Origin of the sequence: Psychrobacter faecalis (genome assembly GCF_016107575.1) — a bacterium.
Taxonomy (GTDB): domain Bacteria; phylum Pseudomonadota; class Gammaproteobacteria; order Pseudomonadales; family Moraxellaceae; genus Psychrobacter; species Psychrobacter faecalis.
In genome coordinates, this window is the sequence record NZ_JABAST010000009.1 from 37,033 (window position 1) to 57,450 (window position 20,418).

Annotated in this window: 14 protein-coding genes; 9 read left to right on the top strand and 5 right to left on the bottom strand. The window is 42.8% G+C overall.

Annotation, left to right across the window (positions count from 1 at the left end; all coding sequences use genetic code 11):
* The first annotated feature begins 251 nt into the window (after positions 1-251).
* The 6 genes from JFC07_RS04515 to JFC07_RS04540 all read left to right on the top strand — a co-directional run bounded on the left by JFC07_RS04515 (position 252) and on the right by JFC07_RS04540 (position 6,604).
* Positions 252-953, top strand: coding sequence for a hypothetical protein (locus tag JFC07_RS04515; protein ID WP_198328340.1), 702 nt, complete (start codon positions 252-254; stop codon positions 951-953).
* 47 nt (positions 954-1,000) lie between these two features.
* On the top strand, positions 1,001-1,648 hold the full coding sequence (locus JFC07_RS04520) for a DedA family protein (protein WP_191691916.1): 648 nt from the start codon (positions 1,001-1,003) through the stop codon (positions 1,646-1,648).
* A gap of 205 nt (positions 1,649-1,853) precedes the next feature.
* Complete coding sequence (locus tag JFC07_RS04525) at positions 1,854-2,780, top strand: IS30 family transposase (RefSeq protein ID WP_198328342.1); 927 nt, start codon at positions 1,854-1,856, stop codon at positions 2,778-2,780.
* Between the two features lie 373 nt (positions 2,781-3,153).
* Positions 3,154-4,680 (top strand): copper-containing nitrite reductase, encoded by a 1,527-nt coding sequence (nirK, locus tag JFC07_RS04530; RefSeq protein WP_226928778.1) that lies wholly within the window; start codon positions 3,154-3,156, stop codon positions 4,678-4,680.
* 141 nt (positions 4,681-4,821) lie between these two features.
* The gene (locus JFC07_RS04535; protein WP_265090574.1) at positions 4,822-5,709 is read left to right on the top strand and encodes a formylglycine-generating enzyme family protein; all 888 of its coding nucleotides are present in this window, start codon (positions 4,822-4,824) and stop codon (positions 5,707-5,709) included.
* A 100-nt stretch (positions 5,710-5,809) separates the two neighbouring features.
* A complete protein-coding gene (locus JFC07_RS04540; RefSeq protein WP_193030301.1) occupies positions 5,810-6,604 on the top strand; it encodes an SCO family protein in 795 nt (264 codons plus the stop codon).
* A gap of 325 nt (positions 6,605-6,929) precedes the next feature.
* On the opposite strand, the gene JFC07_RS04545 is transcribed toward JFC07_RS04540, so the two are convergent.
* Positions 6,930-8,477, bottom strand: coding sequence for a succinyl-CoA:acetate CoA-transferase ScpC (locus tag JFC07_RS04545; RefSeq protein WP_068404920.1), 1,548 nt, complete (start codon positions 8,475-8,477; stop codon positions 6,930-6,932).
* Between the two features lie 878 nt (positions 8,478-9,355).
* On the opposite strand from JFC07_RS04545, the gene JFC07_RS04550 reads away from it, so the two are divergent.
* A complete protein-coding gene (locus JFC07_RS04550; protein WP_068404922.1) occupies positions 9,356-10,219 on the top strand; it encodes a universal stress protein in 864 nt (287 codons plus the stop codon).
* A gap of 49 nt (positions 10,220-10,268) precedes the next feature.
* On the opposite strand, the gene JFC07_RS04555 is transcribed toward JFC07_RS04550, so the two are convergent.
* Both JFC07_RS04555 and JFC07_RS04560 read right to left on the bottom strand, forming a co-directional pair.
* Entirely contained in the window at positions 10,269-11,813 is a 1,545-nt protein-coding gene (locus JFC07_RS04555; RefSeq protein WP_227678296.1) for a sensor histidine kinase, read from the bottom strand.
* Between the two features lie 14 nt (positions 11,814-11,827).
* Positions 11,828-12,529, bottom strand: coding sequence for a response regulator transcription factor (locus JFC07_RS04560; protein WP_102076776.1), 702 nt, complete (start codon positions 12,527-12,529; stop codon positions 11,828-11,830).
* A 309-nt stretch (positions 12,530-12,838) separates the two neighbouring features.
* On the opposite strand from JFC07_RS04560, the gene JFC07_RS04565 reads away from it, so the two are divergent.
* Positions 12,839-13,390, top strand: coding sequence for a Spy/CpxP family protein refolding chaperone (locus JFC07_RS04565; RefSeq protein WP_193030297.1), 552 nt, complete (start codon positions 12,839-12,841; stop codon positions 13,388-13,390).
* 187 nt (positions 13,391-13,577) lie between these two features.
* Here the strand turns inward: JFC07_RS04565 and JFC07_RS04570 are convergent, their stop codons facing one another.
* Together JFC07_RS04570 and JFC07_RS04575 are read right to left on the bottom strand one after the other, a co-directional pair.
* Positions 13,578-15,386: a hypothetical protein gene (locus tag JFC07_RS04570; protein ID WP_198328346.1), complete on the bottom strand. Its 1,809-nt coding sequence runs from the start codon at positions 15,384-15,386 to the stop codon at positions 13,578-13,580.
* A 120-nt stretch (positions 15,387-15,506) separates the two neighbouring features.
* Positions 15,507-17,591 carry a hypothetical protein gene (locus tag JFC07_RS04575; protein ID WP_198328355.1) on the bottom strand — a complete coding sequence of 695 codons (2,085 nt, stop codon included), beginning with the start codon at positions 17,589-17,591 and terminating at the stop codon, positions 15,507-15,509.
* A gap of 622 nt (positions 17,592-18,213) precedes the next feature.
* Between JFC07_RS04575 and ggt the strand changes: the two genes are divergently transcribed.
* Positions 18,214-20,190 (top strand): gamma-glutamyltransferase, encoded by a 1,977-nt coding sequence (ggt, locus tag JFC07_RS04580; RefSeq protein ID WP_198328357.1) that lies wholly within the window; start codon positions 18,214-18,216, stop codon positions 20,188-20,190.
* Positions 20,191-20,418: the final 228 nt, after the last annotated feature.

Genomic DNA, 20,418 nt, shown 5'->3' on the forward strand with positions numbered 1-20,418 from the left:
GCAGGACGAAATGATAACAGACTAAAGAGGTATGAGCAGAAAAAACAGCGATTTATCCTATTTTAATTGGTTAGGGATTTTTACCACGCGTTTATTTAATAAATTTCTACAAAATCATCGGTTGTTATAATGATGTAAGAATGGCAGGTACAAGGATACACGGCAGCTGTCAGCGCTTAAAAATTCGATTATAGTAGGCAGGTAATAACTATTTAAATAAAGAAAACTCAAATAAATCGAGGGAATACACCATGAAAAAATTAGGATTGGTTATCGCGGTATCGGTAGGCTTAAGCGCTTGTGCAGGCGGCATGAACGGTGGCAGTACGCCGGGCAATTCAAGCAATATTGTCACTCAATATCCCGTTGAAGCGGCCATGCTCAATATTTATACCAAAGCCCGCAGTCAAAGCTTGGTAGCAAACGTTGGCAATCAAACCGCCTCTGCTGACATCAAAGTCACGCCCAAAGGCAGCATGGTATTTAACAATAAACAAGTCCAAGGTGCTGAAGTAAATACCATCAATAAAGTCAACAATCAAGTCACTGATCAATCAGTCGCCATTAATTACTTTACCCTTAATCCATTGGTATTTCATGGTTTCACTGACAGCTCAGGTAAGTACTCAATTTCCAATCAGACCACAACCATTCCTAAAATGGCAACGGTTGGTTCATCAAGCAAATTGATTACTGAAGATGTCTATGCCGATAGAAGCATGCGCAAAAAAATAGGCACTTATAATCAAGATTGGTCTTTAACCAGAGACAGCAATAATACCGCGTGGTTTTGCATAGAAACCTCGGCTAACTTACTGCTCAATAACGATCCTAACGGCAGCTCGTCAGAATGTTATAAAATTAATGCGCGCGGCGATATTTTAGACAGTAAAGTAACGATTAGCCAGCCGTCTACAAATGGCACAAAAACCATTACCTTTACCAGCCGATAGTTTTTATAAGCTGACAGCCATCAATTTGTCAATTATTTAGGAATTCTATGGACCAAATGAGTGAATGGGTACTCGGCATCATGGCAAAGTTTGGCTACTTTGGCATTATATTTGCCATGTTTGCTGAAAACGTATTTCCGCCTATTCCCTCTGAGGTTATCATGCCCGCTGCTGGATTCGCCGCTTCTAAAGGCGATATGAGCATTGTCTTGGTTATTTTAACTGGGACGCTTGGCGCGGTGCTGGGTGCGCTACCCTTATACTATTTGGGCCATAAATTCGATGAACCGCGCTTGGTCGAGTTCACTGAGAAATACGGCAAATACGTGTTTATTAAACCTACTGACATCACCGATGCCAACGCATGGTTTGACAAACATGGCAAAATGGCAGTGTTTTTTGGGCGTATGGTACCGGGCGTACGTTCGCTCATTTCAATCCCTGCCGGTATGAATAAAATGTCGTTATTACCGTTTTTGGCGCTAACCGCTTTAGGCGCCAGCATTTGGACCGCGATATTGGCGCTAGCTGGGTATTACTTGGGTCAAAACTATGACGCTGTCGCAGGCGTGTTAGCCCCTTATTCTAAAGCTATTGGTATATCAATCGTGGTTGTTATTATCGGTTTACTCATCAAGCGGCGTTTGTCTTATCGAAAAAATAGCAATAATGACAAAAATTCCGATCCGCGTTGAATATAAACTGTCTGCCACTCTCGTAATACCAACCCAACTTAATATAATAGCTAAGTTTAATAACCACTTAGCTTTACTAATTTCGAGCAGAATTTTCAAATCTTAGATTAACACATGAAGTGCAATACCAAATGTGAGGTGAAAAAAAGACCTAGATGCGCTAGCATCAAAGTTTTTATCCACCGACCAAAGTGAGATTGCAACCATGAGCTATACGCATCTAAGCCTAGGGGAACGATACCAGATTTATGCCCTAATAGGGGCAAAACATAGTATTAATTTCATAGCGAGGGCGTTAAACAGAAGTCCCAGTACCATATCAAGAGAGCTTAGGCGTAATAAAAGCCTACGAGGTTACCGAGCAAAGCATGCTAATAACAAGGCTTGTGATAGACGGGCTAACAACGCTTTCATTATCATCGCTGACGTATGGGCATGGGTGACAGACAAGCTTAAAGAGAACTGGAGTCCCCAGCAAATAGCCGGGTTTCATGGTGGTATTAACCACATGAGTATCTATCGCTATATATGGAAGGACAAGAGACAGGGCGGCAAGTTATGGCAGTGTCTCAGACGTAAAGCCAAACCATACCGGCAGCGTCTAACTGCTGAGACCCGAGGCCGTATCAATGACAGAGTCTCGATTCATGAACGCCCTTGTATTGTTGAAGAACGCTCACGTATTGGTGATTGGGAAGCGGATACCATTATCGGTCAGCATCACAAGCAAGCGATTGTCACGCTCGTTGAACGTAAAACGGGGCTGCTGAAGATGAAACGTGTGGATAATAAAACGGCCCAGCAAGTATCAGAGGCAATGATAGAGCTCTTAAAGCCAGTGAGGTTGCAGGTTAAGACCATTACCTCTGACAATGGTAAAGAGTTTGCTCAGCATAAGAAGGTGAAACAAAAGCTCTTTAGCCCTTTCTTCTTTGCCGATGCTTATGCGTCATGGCAGCGAGGAACCAACGAAAATACCAACGGCTTGATCAGAGAGTATCTGCCTAAAGGCTGTGACTTTAGACAAGTCTCTGATAATGAAATACAGGACATTGAGAACAAACTAAACAACAGACCAAGAAAACGCTTAGGGTTTAAAACGCCTATGCAGGCGTTCTATAATATTAATTAGCGTTGCACTTGGTGTGTTAATCTAAGAATCCTAAAAAACCTATCTCAGTGTTTAAATCTTAATCCTTACAGTCTTTACTCCTCTCCTTTCTAGTGCATCAAATCGTAATAACACCTAATTAAATTTATAACTCATCAGTATAAAAAGCGTGAACAAATCTTGCGCAAATAATTCGCTTATTTATAAACATTCATTTAAAATATATCTTATGGAAGCCAATTTAGAAGCTCACCGCTTTTATAGTTTTGTTGTCGAATCTTATCATTTCTATAGTGATTTTCGCTTTATCTAACTATCACATTAGGATACTAATAAGCGATATAAATCGAGCTTTGTTAAATAAGCCACTTATTTTCAATTTTTGGAGAGCCTTATGCGTCTTTTTAACTCTACAACCTCTCAGCCTCAAGCCCTCAACTATTCTAAACTTGCATTAGCTTGTCTTCTTGCCCTTGGTACGGTAGGAATGGTCGGTTGTGATAAATCAACCCCTGATAAGGCGACGGCAACCAGCGCGGAAACCACTCAAACCACAAAAGACAGCAAAGCGCCAACCACCAAAAATGGCGAGCTACCAGTGATTGATGCGGTTATCACCCATGCGCCTGAAGTACCACCACCTATCGATCGTGACTATGCGGCAAAAGTCATTGTAAAAATGGAAACCGTAGAAAAAACCATGCGTCTAGCGGATGGCGTTGAGTACAACTTCTGGACATTTGGCGGTCAGGTACCGGGGCAATTTATTCGCGTACGTCAAGGCGATGAAATTGAGTTCCATTTATCAAACCACCCTGATTCAAAAATGCCGCATAATATTGACTTACATGCGGTGACAGGTCCAGGGGGCGGCGCTGCCTCTTCGTTTACCTCTCCTGGTTATACCTCGGAGTTTAACTTTAAAGCACTAAAACCAGGCCTATATGTCTATCACTGTGCGGTAGCGCCCGTTGGTATGCACATCGCAAACGGTATGTATGGCCTAATTTTGGTTGAGCCAGAAGGCGGTTTACCGAAGGTTGATCGTGAATTTTATGTCATGCAGGGCGATTTTTATACCAAAGGCAACTATGGCGATAAAGGCCTGCAACCTTTTGATATGGAAAAAGCGGTAAAAGAGCAGCCAGATTACGTGTTATTTAACGGTTCAGTTGGGGCGCTTACCGGTGAAAACTCGTTAAAAGCCAACGTCGGTGAAACGGTTCGTCTATTCGTTGGTAACGGTGGTCCTAACTTGGTGTCATCATTCCACGTGATTGGTGAGATTTTCGACAAGGTCAATATGGAAGGCGGTAGCGCTGAAAACCATAATGTTCAAACCACCCTTATCCCTGCAGGGGGCGCCGCGATTACCCAGTTCAAAGTAGATGTCCCAGGCGAGCTTGTGATGGTTGACCACTCTATTTTCCGGGCATTTAACAAAGGTGCGCTTGGTATCATCGATGTCAAAGGTGCAGAGGACAAAAAAATATATTCAGGAAAAGTGCGTGAAGACGTCTACTTACCTGAAGGCTCAGCAGCACAAAGTCTTGGTAAAACCAATGCGCCTGCGCCAGTCGTAACCGCTGCCAACAAGCAAGAAAGAATTAAAATGGGTGAGTCTATTTACGCTAGTAACTGCGCGGCTTGTCACCAATTAAATGGTGCTGGTATACCAAAAGCCTTCCCACCATTGGCCAAGTCTGACTACCTCAACGAAGACCCAAAACGCGCCGTCAATGCTATCTTGCATGGCTTGACTGGCAAGATTACCGTCAACGGCGAAGAGTACGACAGTGTCATGCCAGCCGTTGCCTTGGATGATGAAAAAATCGCCAACGTCGTCACTTATATTATTAACAGTTGGGGCAACAAAGGTGGTGAGGTAACGCCAGAAGAAGTCAAAGCTGCTCGTAAATAACCTAGAAAGCTACGCTAGTTAATAGGGTTACAATTAGACTGTTCGATGAAAAAACTTTCATTGAACAGTCACTTTCAATACAGTATCTGATTGAATAAGCGTTTGGCACCGTCCTCTTTTTGGTTTACTAGGAGATTAGTTATGTTATGGACTTACATCACTAACACTCACAGCATTGAGATTCACAAAAATAACACTCTAAAAATGAACGCTCGGAAGATTGTGCATACAACCGCTCGCCCGCTCGTCCTGTTATTGGTCGTTAGTGCTCTGAGCGTCACAACCGACTTTGCGTTAATGAGCACGCAAGCGCAAGCAAAAGAGCTAACCATTGAGCCCGGTACTTATCGTCCGTTATATTTGAGCAAAAACTCACCGTTAGTGGCAGTCGATACATTCAAAATTGATGAGCTACCCGTCACCAATATACAGTTTTATCAATTTATAAAAGAAAATCCAAGGTTTCGCCAACGTGCCATTGCACCCATTTTTGCCGATTCTGGTTATCTAAAACACTGGATTAATACCAAAGATATCTCTGTGCCTAGAAAGGCGGATTTTCGTAAGCCTGTGGTCAATGTCTCATGGTATGCCGCCAATCAATATTGCCGCGCGCAAAACAAGCGCTTGCCAACGGTTGAACAATGGGAATATGTCGCACAGGCGTCTACTACCAATAAAAATGGCAGCGTGGAGGCCGGTTACAACCAGCGCATTCTTGATTGGTATGGTAAATCTGCTGGCAACAAAGACCAGCTTGCCGATGTCGGACAAAGCCCTGCCAACTATTGGGGCGTCAAAGACATGCACGGCTTGATTTGGGAATGGACAGAGAATTTTAATAATAGCTTGGTCACTGGCGAATCACGTTCAGACAGCAATCTAAACCAAGAAATGTTTTGCGGCTCGGGCGCAGCCGGTGCGGTCGACCCAAGTGATTATGCAGCCTTTATGCGCTATGGTTTTCGCTCAAGCTTAGAAGCCAAATACACGGTCAGCAGCCTAGGTTTTCGCTGTGCTAGTAATTAACTTGCCCTAACATAGCGCTCTACTTTAACTTAGCACCCTTTTAACACAGCGCCCTACTTTTTATGCTCAATTGAATTTAATGGTATTTAAGGATTGTCTTATGAAAACAATAAAAATTATGCAAAATACAAGATTGCAAAATACAAGTCCAAAAAATACAGTAACTCAGCCATTGTCTCATCTGGTTTATGCTATCAAACTGGCTTTGACTACTGGACTCTGTATTGGCTTACTCGCCTGTAGCAATCCTGACGCGCCTAACTCGGCGGCGACGCAAGACAGTCAACCTGATACTACTTCTGAATCTAAAGTCGCGACAGACAATCATCACGACATAAAGAACATGGATCATCAACAGATGAATCATGCCGATATGAATGCCCAAGAACCAGCAGAAGCGCTCGGGCAAGAGTATTCTATCTATCAGGCAGGCGGCGACTGGACAGACCATCGTGGCAATACCTTTGAGCTTGATAAGCTTGAGGGCAAAAATCAAGTGGTGGTGATGGCTTATACCAGCTGTCAGCATACCTGCCCTATCTTGGTGCAATCGATGAAACAGATGTATAAAGAGATGACGCCTGAAGCGCGTGCACAAACAGAGTTTTTACTGGCGACATTGGACACTGAGCGCGATACGGCCGAAGTGATGAAAAACTTTGCTGAGCATAATGAGCTTGGTGATAACTGGCGCTTGATTCGTAGCGATGAAGCCAGCACCCGTATGCTTGCCAATACCTTAAATATCAAATATCAATTTGCCGATAATGGTGATATTAACCACTCTAATCTGATATCTGTATTAGATAAAGACGGCCGTTTGGTCGCCCAAGGCGTTGGGGTTGCCGACTCTGGCATTAAGCCATTGATTGAATATTTAAACAGCCATAGTTAAACCTTTAAAAAACGGTGGTGTTCTAAAAAGTATGCTGGCTATAAAAGTCAATAAAAAATCTATGCTAAGTTTACTGATTCTATAGGGCTTTCAAGGCTTTAAAAATTGTTCAAATTTTAATCAGCATACTTTTTGACACACCACCTAAAAAACATACCTATAAAGCCACATTTTTAACCTTTACCTTAGTTTTAAATTATCTGTATTTTAAAGAAAAAAACACCGCTCATCTAAATAGACAAGCGGTGTTTTTAATGGCGTCATCAGCTACGGCGCTGATTTTGGCGTTAAGCCTTTCAGTAAGCATTTAGTTAAGCACTGAAACCTAAACCGCCAAAGCCAAACCTTTTTTGACGCGCATATCGCCAGTTTCAACATAACGCTGATGCCAAGATAAAGATTCATCGAGCAAATGCGGCGTTTGCATGCCAGCCGTCTGTGCAGCACGGTCATAATAATCTTGTAGCATTGGGCGATAGTCTGGATGCGCACAGTTATCAATGATTTTTTGCGCGCGTTGACGTGGTGACAAACCACGCAAGTCCGCCAAACCTTGCTCAGTGACAATAATCATCACATCATGCTCAGTATGGTCAACGTGTGACACCATCGGCGTGATGCATGAAATAGCGCCGCCTTTAGCAACTGACGGGCTGACAAACATTGAAGTAAAGGCATTACGCGCAAAGTCGCCAGAGCCGCCCAAACCATTCATCATATTGGTACCCATGACGTGGGTTGAGTTGACATTACCATAAAGGTCACACTCAATCATCGCATTGATAGCGAGCACGCCAAGACGACGCGATACTTCAGGGTGGTTGGTGATTTCTTGTGGGCGCAAAATAATACGTTTGCGCAATTCTTCGATATTGGCATTAAAACGCGCCAACGCCTCTGGGCTTAACGACATCGCCGTTGCCGACGCTTGGGTCATTTTGCCTGACATAATCAAATCTAACATACCGTCTTGCAATACTTCGGTATAGCCAGTTAAGTTTTCAAACGGACTGGCTTGTAAGCCCGCCAATACCGCATTGGCAACGTTACCAACCCCAGACTGAATCGGCAATAGGTTGGCTGGCATGCGGCCTTTTTTCACTTCTTCATGGAAAAAGTCGATAATGTAGCCGGCAATTTTGGTTGAGCACTCATCAGGATCGGCAAACTTACTATTGCGGTCAGGTGAATCGGTTAAGACCACGGCGACGACTTTATCCAAATCACAAGTTAGGTACGGCTCGCCAATACGCTCACCCGGTGTGGTAATCGGAATCGGTTTACGATGCGGTGGCAAACCAATGTCATCAAAAACATCGTGCATACCTTCTAACAATAAGCTTTGGCGGCTATTTACTTCTAAAATAATTTGATCGGCATTGTGCAACCATGCGTTATTGGTACCGATAGAGGTAGATGGAATCAGGCGACCATCTGGCAAAATACCGGCCACTTCAACCACCGCCATGTGCATGTCGCCATAAAAACCAAAGGTGCTTTGCTGAGCGACGTGTGATAAGTGCATGTCAAAATAATGCGTTTCACCAGCGTTGATTTGCTTACGTAGCGCAGGCTCTGACTGATAAGGCGTGCGCATCTTGATACCATTGGCTTCAGCCAAGACGCCGTCGCATTCTGCAGCGGTCGATGCGCCGGTTAATAAGCCGATTTTGAATTCTTCGCCGCGAGCTTGCGCCGCTTTTATACGCTCTGCCAACGCAGCTGGGATGGCTTTTGGATAACCTGCCCCTGTGAAACCACTCATTCCAACATTCATATCATGCAAGATAAATGTTGCTGCTTGCTCTGCTGACATGATTTTTTCACGCAAACCTTCGTGACGAACGCGCTCTTCGTGGCTAATTGCACTCATACCTTTTTTCCTAGTAACTTCCCTATTAACACCAAACCCTCAAAATAATGAGACGTTTGATACCGAAACAGCAATAAAATACAATGGAGTATATTAACAACTTTGGTATAAAAGACAAGCTGCTTGTCTTAAATTTTAATTTACGTCCTCAAAAACTACTTTAATTAGTCAACAATAGTTCATAAAATTACAAGAGATAAGATTTGTTTTTTGATTATTTTTAAAGCAATAACTTGAAGCTTTTTATCTATGCAAAGTTAAAAAAACTCAAATAACTATACAGTAATTAAAAATACTATTAACTAAATTTTAAAAATACTCTAAGATTAATTTTAGTCTTGATGGAAGTCTAATAGGGATAGAGGGTGCTTAACTGCCAAATTTATGGAGAAACCTAGATAAGCGCTTGGTGTTAAAGAGAATTATATCTTTGACTTTTAATGAGTTAGCAAATGCAAACATCTAAAAGATAGCACTTATTTTAAATAAAATGATAATAATAAACATAAATATTATTTTTCTTACTTTAATAATCGTATAACTATTAACTATCAATCTTTAGGGATTAAGAGTTGGTTTTTAATTTGTGTGCTTATTTAACACTCTCTAAAAAGTGACCGTGTTTTTAAATAAAGGCCTATTTTATATCAGTCATATAACCTGATATTTAATTATATTTATAGTAGAACCAATATTTTTTTAGTGAAATATTGTTCTATAATTAAAGAAAATTATATTTATAAAAAGGCATTTAAAACCTAGCGCTTTAATCTTGCCATGACTATATTTGAGGTAAGATGATGACCCCTACTAGGTCATTTTTAATGTGATGAAAAAGTCGGTTTATCAAAAGATAAATGCAAAACTAAGGACAGATTATGATAACGGAAGAGCACGTTTTGGCTTGTATTGATGGTTCAGCGGTGACTGGCTCAGTCTGTGATTATGCCGCGTGGTACGCAAGTAAACTGGACATCTCAGTAGCTTTATTGCACGTGAGCGACGTAGCAGCTTCGGTCAGACGCGATCTGTCTGGCGCCATTGGCATTAATAGTCGCCAGTTTTTGCTCGATGAGTTATCGGAACTCGATGAGCAAAGGGCGCAGGTGGTCAACAATTACAGCAATTCCTTGGTACAAGATGCAAAAAGCCATATTCAAAATGGCTTTCAAGACATGAAGGTTTGCATTTATCAACGCCGCGGTAAACTGCTGCCAGCGATTGAGCATTTTCAAGAAAAGAATCGCGCTATCGTCATGGGACGGCGCGGTGAGGACCATAAAAACAGCCGTATCAATATCGGCAGCCAAATCGAAACGGTTGCCCGCGCCTCGAACATACCGGTGTTGATTTGTTCAGAGAAATTTAAAGAGCCGCAGTCATATATGGTGGCATTTGATGGCAGTAAAACGGCGATAAATGCCATACACATGCTTGCAAAGAGCAACCTGTTAAAAGGCTTACAAGGTCATATCGTTATGGTCGGTCATCATAACGAAGCCTCTAAAAAAAGCCTTGATAACGCGGCTGCACACTTACAGGCAGCTGGTTTTAGTGTCGATACCCATCAGCTCTTAGAACTTGATGCGGTTGAGGGCTTACTCAGCTTTCAATTTGAAAATAACATCGATATCATCGTCATTGGCGCTTATGGGCGCTCTAAGCTTCAGCATTTATTTCTGGGCAGTACCACGACAGAAATCATTGCCAGCACCTTATCGCCTGTTATCTTGGTACGCTAAATTTTCTTAATTCAATGATTTTTAAACGGATAGCAAATATTGGTTATTTTTATTGAATAGGCAGTACGATTTGTACTATTAAGCCTTGAATATCATCTTTACGGTTACAAATATTAATTTGGCCTTTATGAGCGACGATAACCGCGTGGACGATTGCTAATCCCAATCCGTAGCCGCCCGTTTCGCGATGGCGCGCACTATCAAGCCGTACAAAGGGTTGAAAAATACGCTCTAAGTCTTTTTCTGCTACCCCGCCACCCTCATCTGTGATGCTAATTTGAATAGCATCTCTTTTATTATCTAACGGTGTTTTTGTGACTTCAGCCGTGACAGTTGAGCCTGCAGGAGTGTGCATAAAAGCATTACGAATGATGTTTTCAAGGGCGCTATGCAACTGTTCTTGATTGCCAAGTACAGTCAAAGACGCATCAGATGATGACGATAATAAAACATCGGGCGGCGTCCATTGCCAGAGTACGTTTTTATGCTGAAACTCAAAACAGACGTCTTTACCAATCTCGGTGATGATTTCAACTATATCTACGGCATCATTTTCTAGATTATCGATGGTATATTGCTGCATTTGCAGGGATTGAATATGAATGATTTGCTCAATCAGCTCATTCATACGTGCCGATTCCTTATCGATACGGTCAAGGTAACGGCTGGCATCGGGCGCAAAGTCACGCGTCAGCTCAGTAGCCACATCAAGGCGCGCCAGTGGCGAACGCAGCTCATGCGAGATATCACTTAACATCTGCTTGCGCGCAAGCTCACTCTCCGCCAATCGGGTTGATAATTGGGCCACATCTTTTGCCAATAGTCCTAGCTCATCAGAGCCTAATGTTGATAACTGCGGATTGGCTTGATAATCGCCATCGATCATACGGTGCACGGTATCTTGAACTCGACCAATGCGCTGCGTCAGCGTACGACTGAGCCAAAAACAAACCAACACGCTAAACAGAATAATGAGAAGCAAACGCACGGTAAAATTACCGCGTTGCAGCGCCAAAACATCAGCAAAACGCAGGTGCGGGCGCAGTTGTATAATGGCCGTTTGCCCGTCCGGCAAATCTACGGTGATATCTGCCAGTTCTGGGCGACTATTAGGGTCAAAAATTACTTCTCTATTCGGCATCGCTGGATGCAGGATTGCATTAATAAAAGAAGGCTTTTCGTAGGCGCTGTCATTTTTATCATGATGCGCTCTACGATTCTCAAACATAGGATACGATGGTAAGTCACGCGCCACTTCCTGACCGTTTGTTTGACGCTCTTCTCTATAACGATAGCGCGGAAAAATAATAGCGCCCTGCTCATCATAAATCCTGATTTGACTCATCAGCCGTCGGTCTTGCCGGTAAAGTTGCCTGACTGCTAATAAATCACCAGCCTGTAGCGCCGCAACCACTTCTTGGCGCTTGAGTAAAAGATTGTCAATTTGTACATCCATCCGAGCACTTAACTCTTTGCCATTGAGCCAACGTTCTACCATGACAGAGATGATAGAGGTGATAAGTACCGTCAATAATAGACTGAGAAATAGTCGCCAAAATAGCGTGATTCTTGGCTTGAATGTCGAGGTAAGCATCGATGCGTCCGTCATTACAGCACCAGCTGATAACCTTTACCACGAATTGCCTTGATAGGCTCGTCATGAAAAGGTTGCAGTTTTTTACGCAGGCGCGACACATGCACATCAAGGCTGCGATCAAACGGTTGCAACTCACGCTGTAAGACATGTTGTGACAGCCACGCTTTGCTGACCACCTCGCCTTTTTGTTTAAGTAACGCCACCAACAAGTCAAACTCTGTTCCTGTGACTTGTAACTCGACGCCATCTATTTGGCAAAGTCGTTGGTTTTGGTCCAAATGCAACCGGCTCTCTGGCAGTGGCAAGTGCTCTGAGGCGGCAGCACCCGATGCGGTAATACGGCTACGTTTAATCACTGCGTTAATACGTGCCAGCAGCTCACGCGGATTACAAGGCTTAGTAATATAATCATCGGCACCAAGCTCCAGCCCAATAATACGATCAATCTCCTCACCTTTTGCCGTCAACATAATCACTGGAATATCGCTAATCGCTGGTAGCTGACGCAGGACACTGAGCCCATCTATCTTTGGCATCATAATATCGAGCACCAATAAATCATAAGGCGCACTATCATGCATGGCTGATTTTAAGCGTTCGATGACCGCCTCGCCATCATGCACACAGTCACTTTGGATGCCATGATTATGCAAATACTCTTGCAGCAGTTGGGTCAACTCTTCATCATCATCACCCAATAAAATATTTGCCATCCTCCTCCTCTCCTTTCTACTTTATTGCTGTTCAGTCAAATGATTCTAAGCATGCCATAGTATGGCTGATATTATCAGGCAAGCATCCATCAATGCGCCACAAACGTTACCTTTCTTAATATTTCATAAATGTTCGCAACTTCTAGCTGTCGTATGATAGCGGCTATCAGCAACAAATACTGATGGCAATTAATGATTCATAGTGGCTATCCGGGACACTTGCTAATCATTAATTATCAGATAAAAAACCTCTTTTCGTAATAATTAACGTTTGCTCCATAATTTAAGGTAACTATTAAGGTAATGATAATGAAAAAATTATTGATAGGCTCAGTACTCGCGATATCTAGCGTCTTAACGGTTACGGGCTGTACCAGTGTCAACGCCACCACCGATACGACGCCAGCAACAACGACTAACATGCAAAAGCAGCATAAAGCTGGCATGAAAGACGGCATGCGTAAAGGTGGTATACATAAGGGTGGCATGAAAGGCACTATGGCGCAGCTAGATTTGACAGCGACGCAGCAGGCGCAAATCAAAGCCATTACGCAAGAAAAATATAATAATCGTAAAAACGACCGTAGCAAATATCAAGCAGAACGCGCGCAAATGCAGCAACAAATGCAAACGTTGACCAATGCCAAAACCCTAGATACCGCAGCGGTGAACCGCCTAGCCGATCAACAAGCGGCAAAAACCAAGCAGCGCTTTATTGAACGCGTGCAAACTGAGCATGCTATCTCGCAAGTACTAACGCCTGAACAGCGTCAAAAAATGGCGCAATTAAAATCAGAAAGAAAAGCAAAAGGTCATCATGGTTCAAAAAACCGTCAGATGCACAGCAAACACCAGCAGTAAGGTCAGTACTGGCAGTAAGGTGTGTCATTGACGGCCACTCTTAATGAAAAATATTATATTTAAAAGATATATTCTAAAAAACGCATCGGTTAACCGGTGCGTTTTTTTATTGTTTCTTTTTTTATTGTTTCTATAAGTACTTCACTCATTTAAATGGACTATAAACCTAAAATTTAGCGCCCGACACTTATTCTACCGAACCAAAACGCTGTTGATACATTGGTAGCATGTTAAAGAGCATTTTGCCCATTGCGGTACCATTACCTTGACGATAATACTCGCCAAGCTCAGCGCTATATTCTTTTAAATCAATGCTGTTATTGGCGGTTGGTATCTGACTATTACTCGGTAAGTTGGGAAACGCCTTATCTTGAGCACGGATAGGCATATATTGCGTAAGGGCATCGACAATGAGACTGCTCTTTTTTGTGGTTTCCATACTCAACTCACCATTTGACTCACCACTTGTTTCATCACTGGCATCGGTTGATAGGTAATGGCGACTGTGCTGCCATTGCAATCGACCGCCTTTACTAAAACCGTATAATTTTTGCACAGGCAGATTTGCAGCTGCAGATAAAGTCGGTGAGTGTGTTTCGAGTAAACCTGTTTCTTGTGTTCTCAGCATTTTATCATCAGCAAAATCTTTCATTTTTACTAAAACTTGTTTGACCATCGATTTACTGGTGATTTTACTGTCCGTAGGATAAAGGTCATCTTGCGTATCAGAAACATTTTGGGTTATCAGCTCAGGATATTGCTGAGTGATAAGTTTATAGAAGGTGCCCATATAGTCTTTATATGCCTGTTCATCGCTCGCACTACTTTGGACACGGCGAATGATTTTGGCACTATTGAGCATGGGTGCTAGCTGCTTTTCAGGTAATTTGGGTGATAGCGACGTCAAAATATTTGGGGCAATAAAATCAAACTGGCTCACATCAGCTTTGGCATAGATGCTGTCTTCTGCTTGAATGTGGCTTTTTATTACGGCACGACCAAAATCTTTCGGTAACGTACCATCATCAAGGGCTATTTTTAGCCATTTATTTTGCCATTTGGTGCCCAACTTATCATCGGCCAGCTTTGATGTCAGCAAAGCAAAATTGTCCGCCCACAGATAGAGGCTACCAGTTTTAAAATCGATATAAATAGGTTGATTGATACTACTATGATGGTTACGCGCCGAATACTGCGCACTACCCAGCATGGTAAACTTGCCTGCCAGCGGCTGATAAACACCCTGCGCATTCATAGATAATGGCTTTAGCAGATAAGCATCCAGTAATTGCGATTTTTTGATATCTAGTGTAGATTTTTTGCTGTCATATTCATTAAATAGCTTTTGGTAATAAGGTGAGATGGTAGCGGCGCTAGCAGAATCTATAGCAGATGATGCTGACACCGCGACCTCGGCCGCCGCGTCTACCACGTCCTCCGCTGCTTCCTCAACGCTATAAGCCGTACTACCATAGTGGACCTCAGCCCATGCTTCATAGGCTGCTGAGCAGGCTAGGTACGATTGCTTAAGTGCCTCACGCTGGGGCGCGTAATCGATCGACGCAACCTCTTTTTTCTGTGCTTCTGCCTTTGTTAATAAGGCTGCATAAGCTTGATCGTGATTATCTTCGCAATAGCTATCAACATCGTCTGATGCCACCAGTTTTGTGCTATCGATAGCTGTAAATTGATGCTCATTACTAATCTCAATATTACTATGATAAGCAAAAGACTGGCGGCGCTGCTGTTGTAATGCGCTGGCCAATGCGTTTTTTGCAACGCTTGGCGCATTATCTGCCTGTAAATTTTTTGATTGACCAAGATTGTTAGATACATTGGTAGACTGGCAAGCCGTTATCAATAATGTACTGGCAACTAATGTACTAGAAACCAATGCACTAGAAAATAAAGAGCTTATCGTCATCATTGATTTAGAGCACAAGGGATTTATCTGCTTTGCTGTATTAATGGATAAGGCCACATTTAATTTTTTCATTTTCTCTATCCTTGAAAGGCGTTATATTTTGCTAACCGTTATATGTTGCTAAGCGTTGGGCGACGATGATGGATACTGAAAATATATCAGCGTATCAGCGCCTATCATCAAACGAGGGGCTTAAAACAAGGTGTCTTCTGCTGTGGCTGTGGCATCATCATCAGCATAATCCACACTTTCCTCAGTTACTCCTGCCTCAGTTGCTTCCACATAATCATAACGCGCATAACGTGCTTTCTCTAACCTCTCTTTTTGCTGACGCTGTGCTGCAAGCCAAGCATTGCCATCGATAGCGACCGGTGCCTCTGCGCCAAAAGACTGTGCCAACAATGTCGCTAATGGGTGTTTATTAAAGCTGGCATTATCATAGCGCGTCTGATTCAAGACCGTGTTTTGTGAACCAAAAAAGTCACTGCCGATATTGGTTCGTTGCTGTTTTGCCAATAAATGGTCTGAGCCATCTAAATAATAGTAATTAATATGATTAAAAGAAATAGGACTCACCGCTTCTATCAGCTGTAGCAATCCGCCAACATCTGCACTTTGATAGCCTTTGTCATATAATTCCATCTTAGCAATCGCAGCTTTCAACACATGATCATCAGGATAGTTTTGTGGGTTTTGGTCAATATGCTTTTGCAGCGAGCGTGAGATGTTTTTAAATATTTTGCCTATCATCTCGCCGCTTTGACGACTGCCAAAATAGACTTTAACCGCCCTATCAGCGCCTACCTCTTTAGCAAACTCATCATCCCGTATATCTACAGCACTGAAATATTCTGGCTCTAATTCCGCCATACTGTTTTGTACGGCGTTAATGACCGCATCATAAATAACGCTTGGCGGTATTTGAGCAATAGAAGTAACCGCTTCAGGTAAACCAAAATTCACCGTATGGGTAGTCATTTGCTCGGGTAACGGCGTATGCTCAGGATTGGCTAGCGCCAAGATAGGCATCAATGCCGATGGATCGATCGTCGCTGCCCCTTTGTTAAAATCAAGAGCAAGCGGTAGTTGAATCGATGAATGGATGGTCGGCGCAACATAGTCGTAGCTGTAGACACTCTGTAGCTGCTTTTGTTTGGGCTTATAATGACTGACGCTATTGAGAGTCAGGTATTGATAATGGTAGGCATTCATTGCCTGAACTTGTTCAGGGGTACGGATAAACATATTGATAAGATTGGTCATTAACCCCGGATAAGCACGAACAGCGTTTTCATCTTGAATACCCTTTGCCGTTTTACTGGCTTGCATGTCTTCATAGTTACGTAACCAATCTTTTGATTTGACGCGACTTAAATTAGATAACAAACCACCAGCGTCGCTTTCGTATGGACTATCATCTCTCTGATTGCCGTATTCATTGTAGCTATTCTCGTCATAGCCCTCTGTATCGTAACCATACTTATCGTGACCATATTCATCATAACCTTCACTATCATAGCCATATTCGTCGTAGCCGTTTTGATCATAACCTTCCTCATCATAGCCATTTTGATCATAGCTATACTCATCGTAATGACGCTCTTCTTCGGCATTGCGCGCAGCGACGGCGGCAGCCACCGCTTCAAAGGCAGAATCGCCACTATAAACCTGATCGTTATCCTCAATATCATTATAGCTGTCAATGTCTTCTTCGACCGCCGCCTCATCTGCTTCTGCTAGATTTTCATACTCATTAATATCTTCATCAGTAGCACTGTTATAAAGATACAGCTCGAGCAATGTTCTAAAAAAACTGCTTGAGCCAGCGTCAATACTATCGGCTTTAATATAGGGAGTTGAATGATAATTAGCCTGCGATACTGACACGTGCTCCGTCGCTAAATGCTGACGAATAGCGCTCAGTAGACGTGCCTTAGCTTGCACTTCTGGGTTTGGGCTTTTAGTTTGGTCAAATAAACGCTGATAACGTTCAGCATTCTTATCCAATTTGCTATTAAACATTTTGCCCTGAGTTTGGTTTTGCTGAGTATCAGCAATACTAAAATCTATGCCTGTCATGGATAAATTGGACTGTGATGATAAGCCTGTCGTCGTTTGACAACCCATTAACGTCACGGTGGCACTTGCAGCAGTAAGCGTATAAAGCACACAGACAGCAAACTTAGTAGAAGACTTTTTATAATTTGTGAATGATTGAGCTACCAAGCTTTGAAAATGAGGCGGCAAGGTGCGTTTAGAAGAGCTAAGCGGTGACATAAAAATCCCTTTATCCAAGCTGATAAACAATTGTGAAGGCAGTATTAAGGCTGCTATTTATAACACAATATATTACAGATTAGTAACGCAAAGGAATTATTTTCAGCAAAAATGATAAGCTGATTAGATAAATATTGGGTGGTGTTCTAAAAAGTATGCTGGCGATAGAAGTCAATAAGAAATCTATGCTAAGTTCTCTGATTCTATAGGGCTTTCAAGGCTTCAAAAATTGTTCAAGTTTTAATCAGCATACTTTTTGACACACCACCAAATATTGAAGCGCTCTCAATTCTCTAAAAGCTAATGCATTGTTGTTATTGCAAAAATTAAAAAATCACCATCAAATATGCTCTTTCTGTATACAAGGGTCTTTACCACAAGCAAATATGCGCTTTATAGTTTTCATTAATAATGTCTAAGCCTTTGGTACAATCTAAAATTTGACGATTGGTTTATTCATAATAACCTCTAGAGATTTTGCTAAAGTAAAGCTCATAACAAATTTTCGTTGTCATACAATGATGAATATTTGCATTATTTTTAGTTGAAGCTATTTGTGTATTTCATGAATAGCAAGCACAATAAGACCTTATCTTCTTATCTACGTAAAAAGGAATTTACGATGCGCCAATCACTCTCAAAAATCCATCAAAACGTTCACGGTGATACTTCTCGTTATAAAACAAAAATCAAAACTGCTATCTTATCGATAAGCAGCACTCTATTAATTTCTGTCTCTGCTCACGCCGCAGAAACCAAACCTACAACCGCAAAAACCACTATTAACCCAACCTCGATTAACACCAGTGCAATTAATTTAGCGATTATGGCTGATAATCCGACTGTATTGTCCGAAACTCAGCGCGTTACAAAATCGCAATCCTCTGCCCTAGCGCCCACTACCGCCCCAGGCACAGCCGTCGTTAGTGGCAAGACAGCCAAAACCGACCAAGCTATCTACTCAGCTGACGCCATTCATCACCCTGTTTGGGCAAAGAGCGGCATGGTCGCCACCCAAGAAGCGCTTGCCTCTGATATCGGCTTAAAGATTTTAAAAGATGGCGGTAATGCTGTTGATGCTGCTGTCGCCGTTGGCTTTGCCTTAGCGGTTACGTTGCCACGTGCGGGCAACATCGGCGGTGGCGGTTTTATGATGGTCTATGATGCCAAGCAAGGCAAAACGGTTGCACTCGACTATCGCGAAAAAGCGCCGAGTAGCGCCTCGCGTGATATGTATCTCGATAAAGACGGCAATGCGGTCAGTGATTTATCCCGCTATCATGGCTTAGCGGTTGGCGTGCCGGGCACCGTAGCAGGCTTGCTTAAAGCACTAGACGATCACGGCACCATGAGCCGCGGGCAAGTTATGGCACCAGCGATTGCACTGGCAGAAAACGGTATTGAAGTCACCGCTGGCTTGTCCGAATCATTAGAAGCGTTGAGTGACCGTTTACAAAAATGGCCAAGTACCAAAAAGATATTTTTTAAACCAGACGGCAGCGTCTATCAACCCGGTGAGCTACTACGTCAACCTGAGCTGGCAAAATCTCTGAAACTGATTGCCGCAAAAGGGTCTGATGGTTTTTATAAAGGGGAAACCGCGCGTAAATTGGTCAAAGCCGTCAATGAAGCAGGTGGCAATATGAGCTTGCAAGACTTAGCCAATTACAAGGCGATTGCTCGCGTGCCCGTTAAAGGCGATTATCGTGGTTATGAGATTGTCTCCATGCCGCCGCCGTCCTCTGGTGGTATCCATATCGTGCAGATTTTAAATATCTTAGAAAGCTATCCACTAAAAGACTACGGTCAAAACAGCGCGCAAACCATTCACTTGATGAGCGAGGCCATGCAATTAGCGTATGCCGATCGCGCCGAGTATTTGGGTGATTCTGATTTTATTGACGTACCTGCTAGCGGCTTAACCTCACAAGCTTATGCCGATAAACTACGTGCATTAATTAATCCTAATAAAGCCACACCCGCAGCAACGATTAAAGCGAATAATCCCTTACCATACGAGAGCGATCAAACCACGCATTTTTCTATCGTTGATAAAGACGGCAATGCCGTAGCCAATACTTATACGCTGAATTTCTCTTATGGCACGGGACTCGTCGCTGAAGGTACAGGGATTTTGTTAAACAATGAGATGGATGATTTTTCTGCCAAACCCGGCGTGCCCAATGGTTATGGTTTAATCGGCGGCGACGCTAATGCGGTCGAGGCCAATAAACGCCCGTTGTCTTCGATGAGCCCGACGCTGGTATTCAAAGACAGCAAACCTTATATCGTTACCGGTAGCCCAGGTGGTAGCCGCATTATTACTACCGTCACGCAAGTCATCTCCAATGTCATTGACCACGATATGAATATCGCTGAAGCCACACACGCGCCGCGTATCCACGACCAATGGCTGCCCGATGAAATTCGTATCGAAAAAGCCTTAAATGTTGATACGATTAAAAAACTAGAATCAATGGGGCATAAGGTTAGCCCGCAAGCAGCGATGGGTTCAACCCAGTCGATTATGCTTACCCCAAATGGCGTTTATGGTTCTTCTGACCCACGTATCGTCGATGCCGCGGTAGTGGGTTATTAAAGTCTGATAGTTTGTTTTAAAAGTTAATCTTTTAAAAACGATTGCAAATAATGCCCTTCTCTAGCGTTTATCTTGCCCTCTATTCTTTATTCTTAACCCTATAGAGGGCATTTTTGGCTAAACTCATTAAGACTGTTTAATCCTGATTAAACTTGCTTTTTCTACCCTCGCCCTCTCTCTTATACGTTTGAATCGGTGGCTGTCTGCGCCAAATAATGCTATTATTGA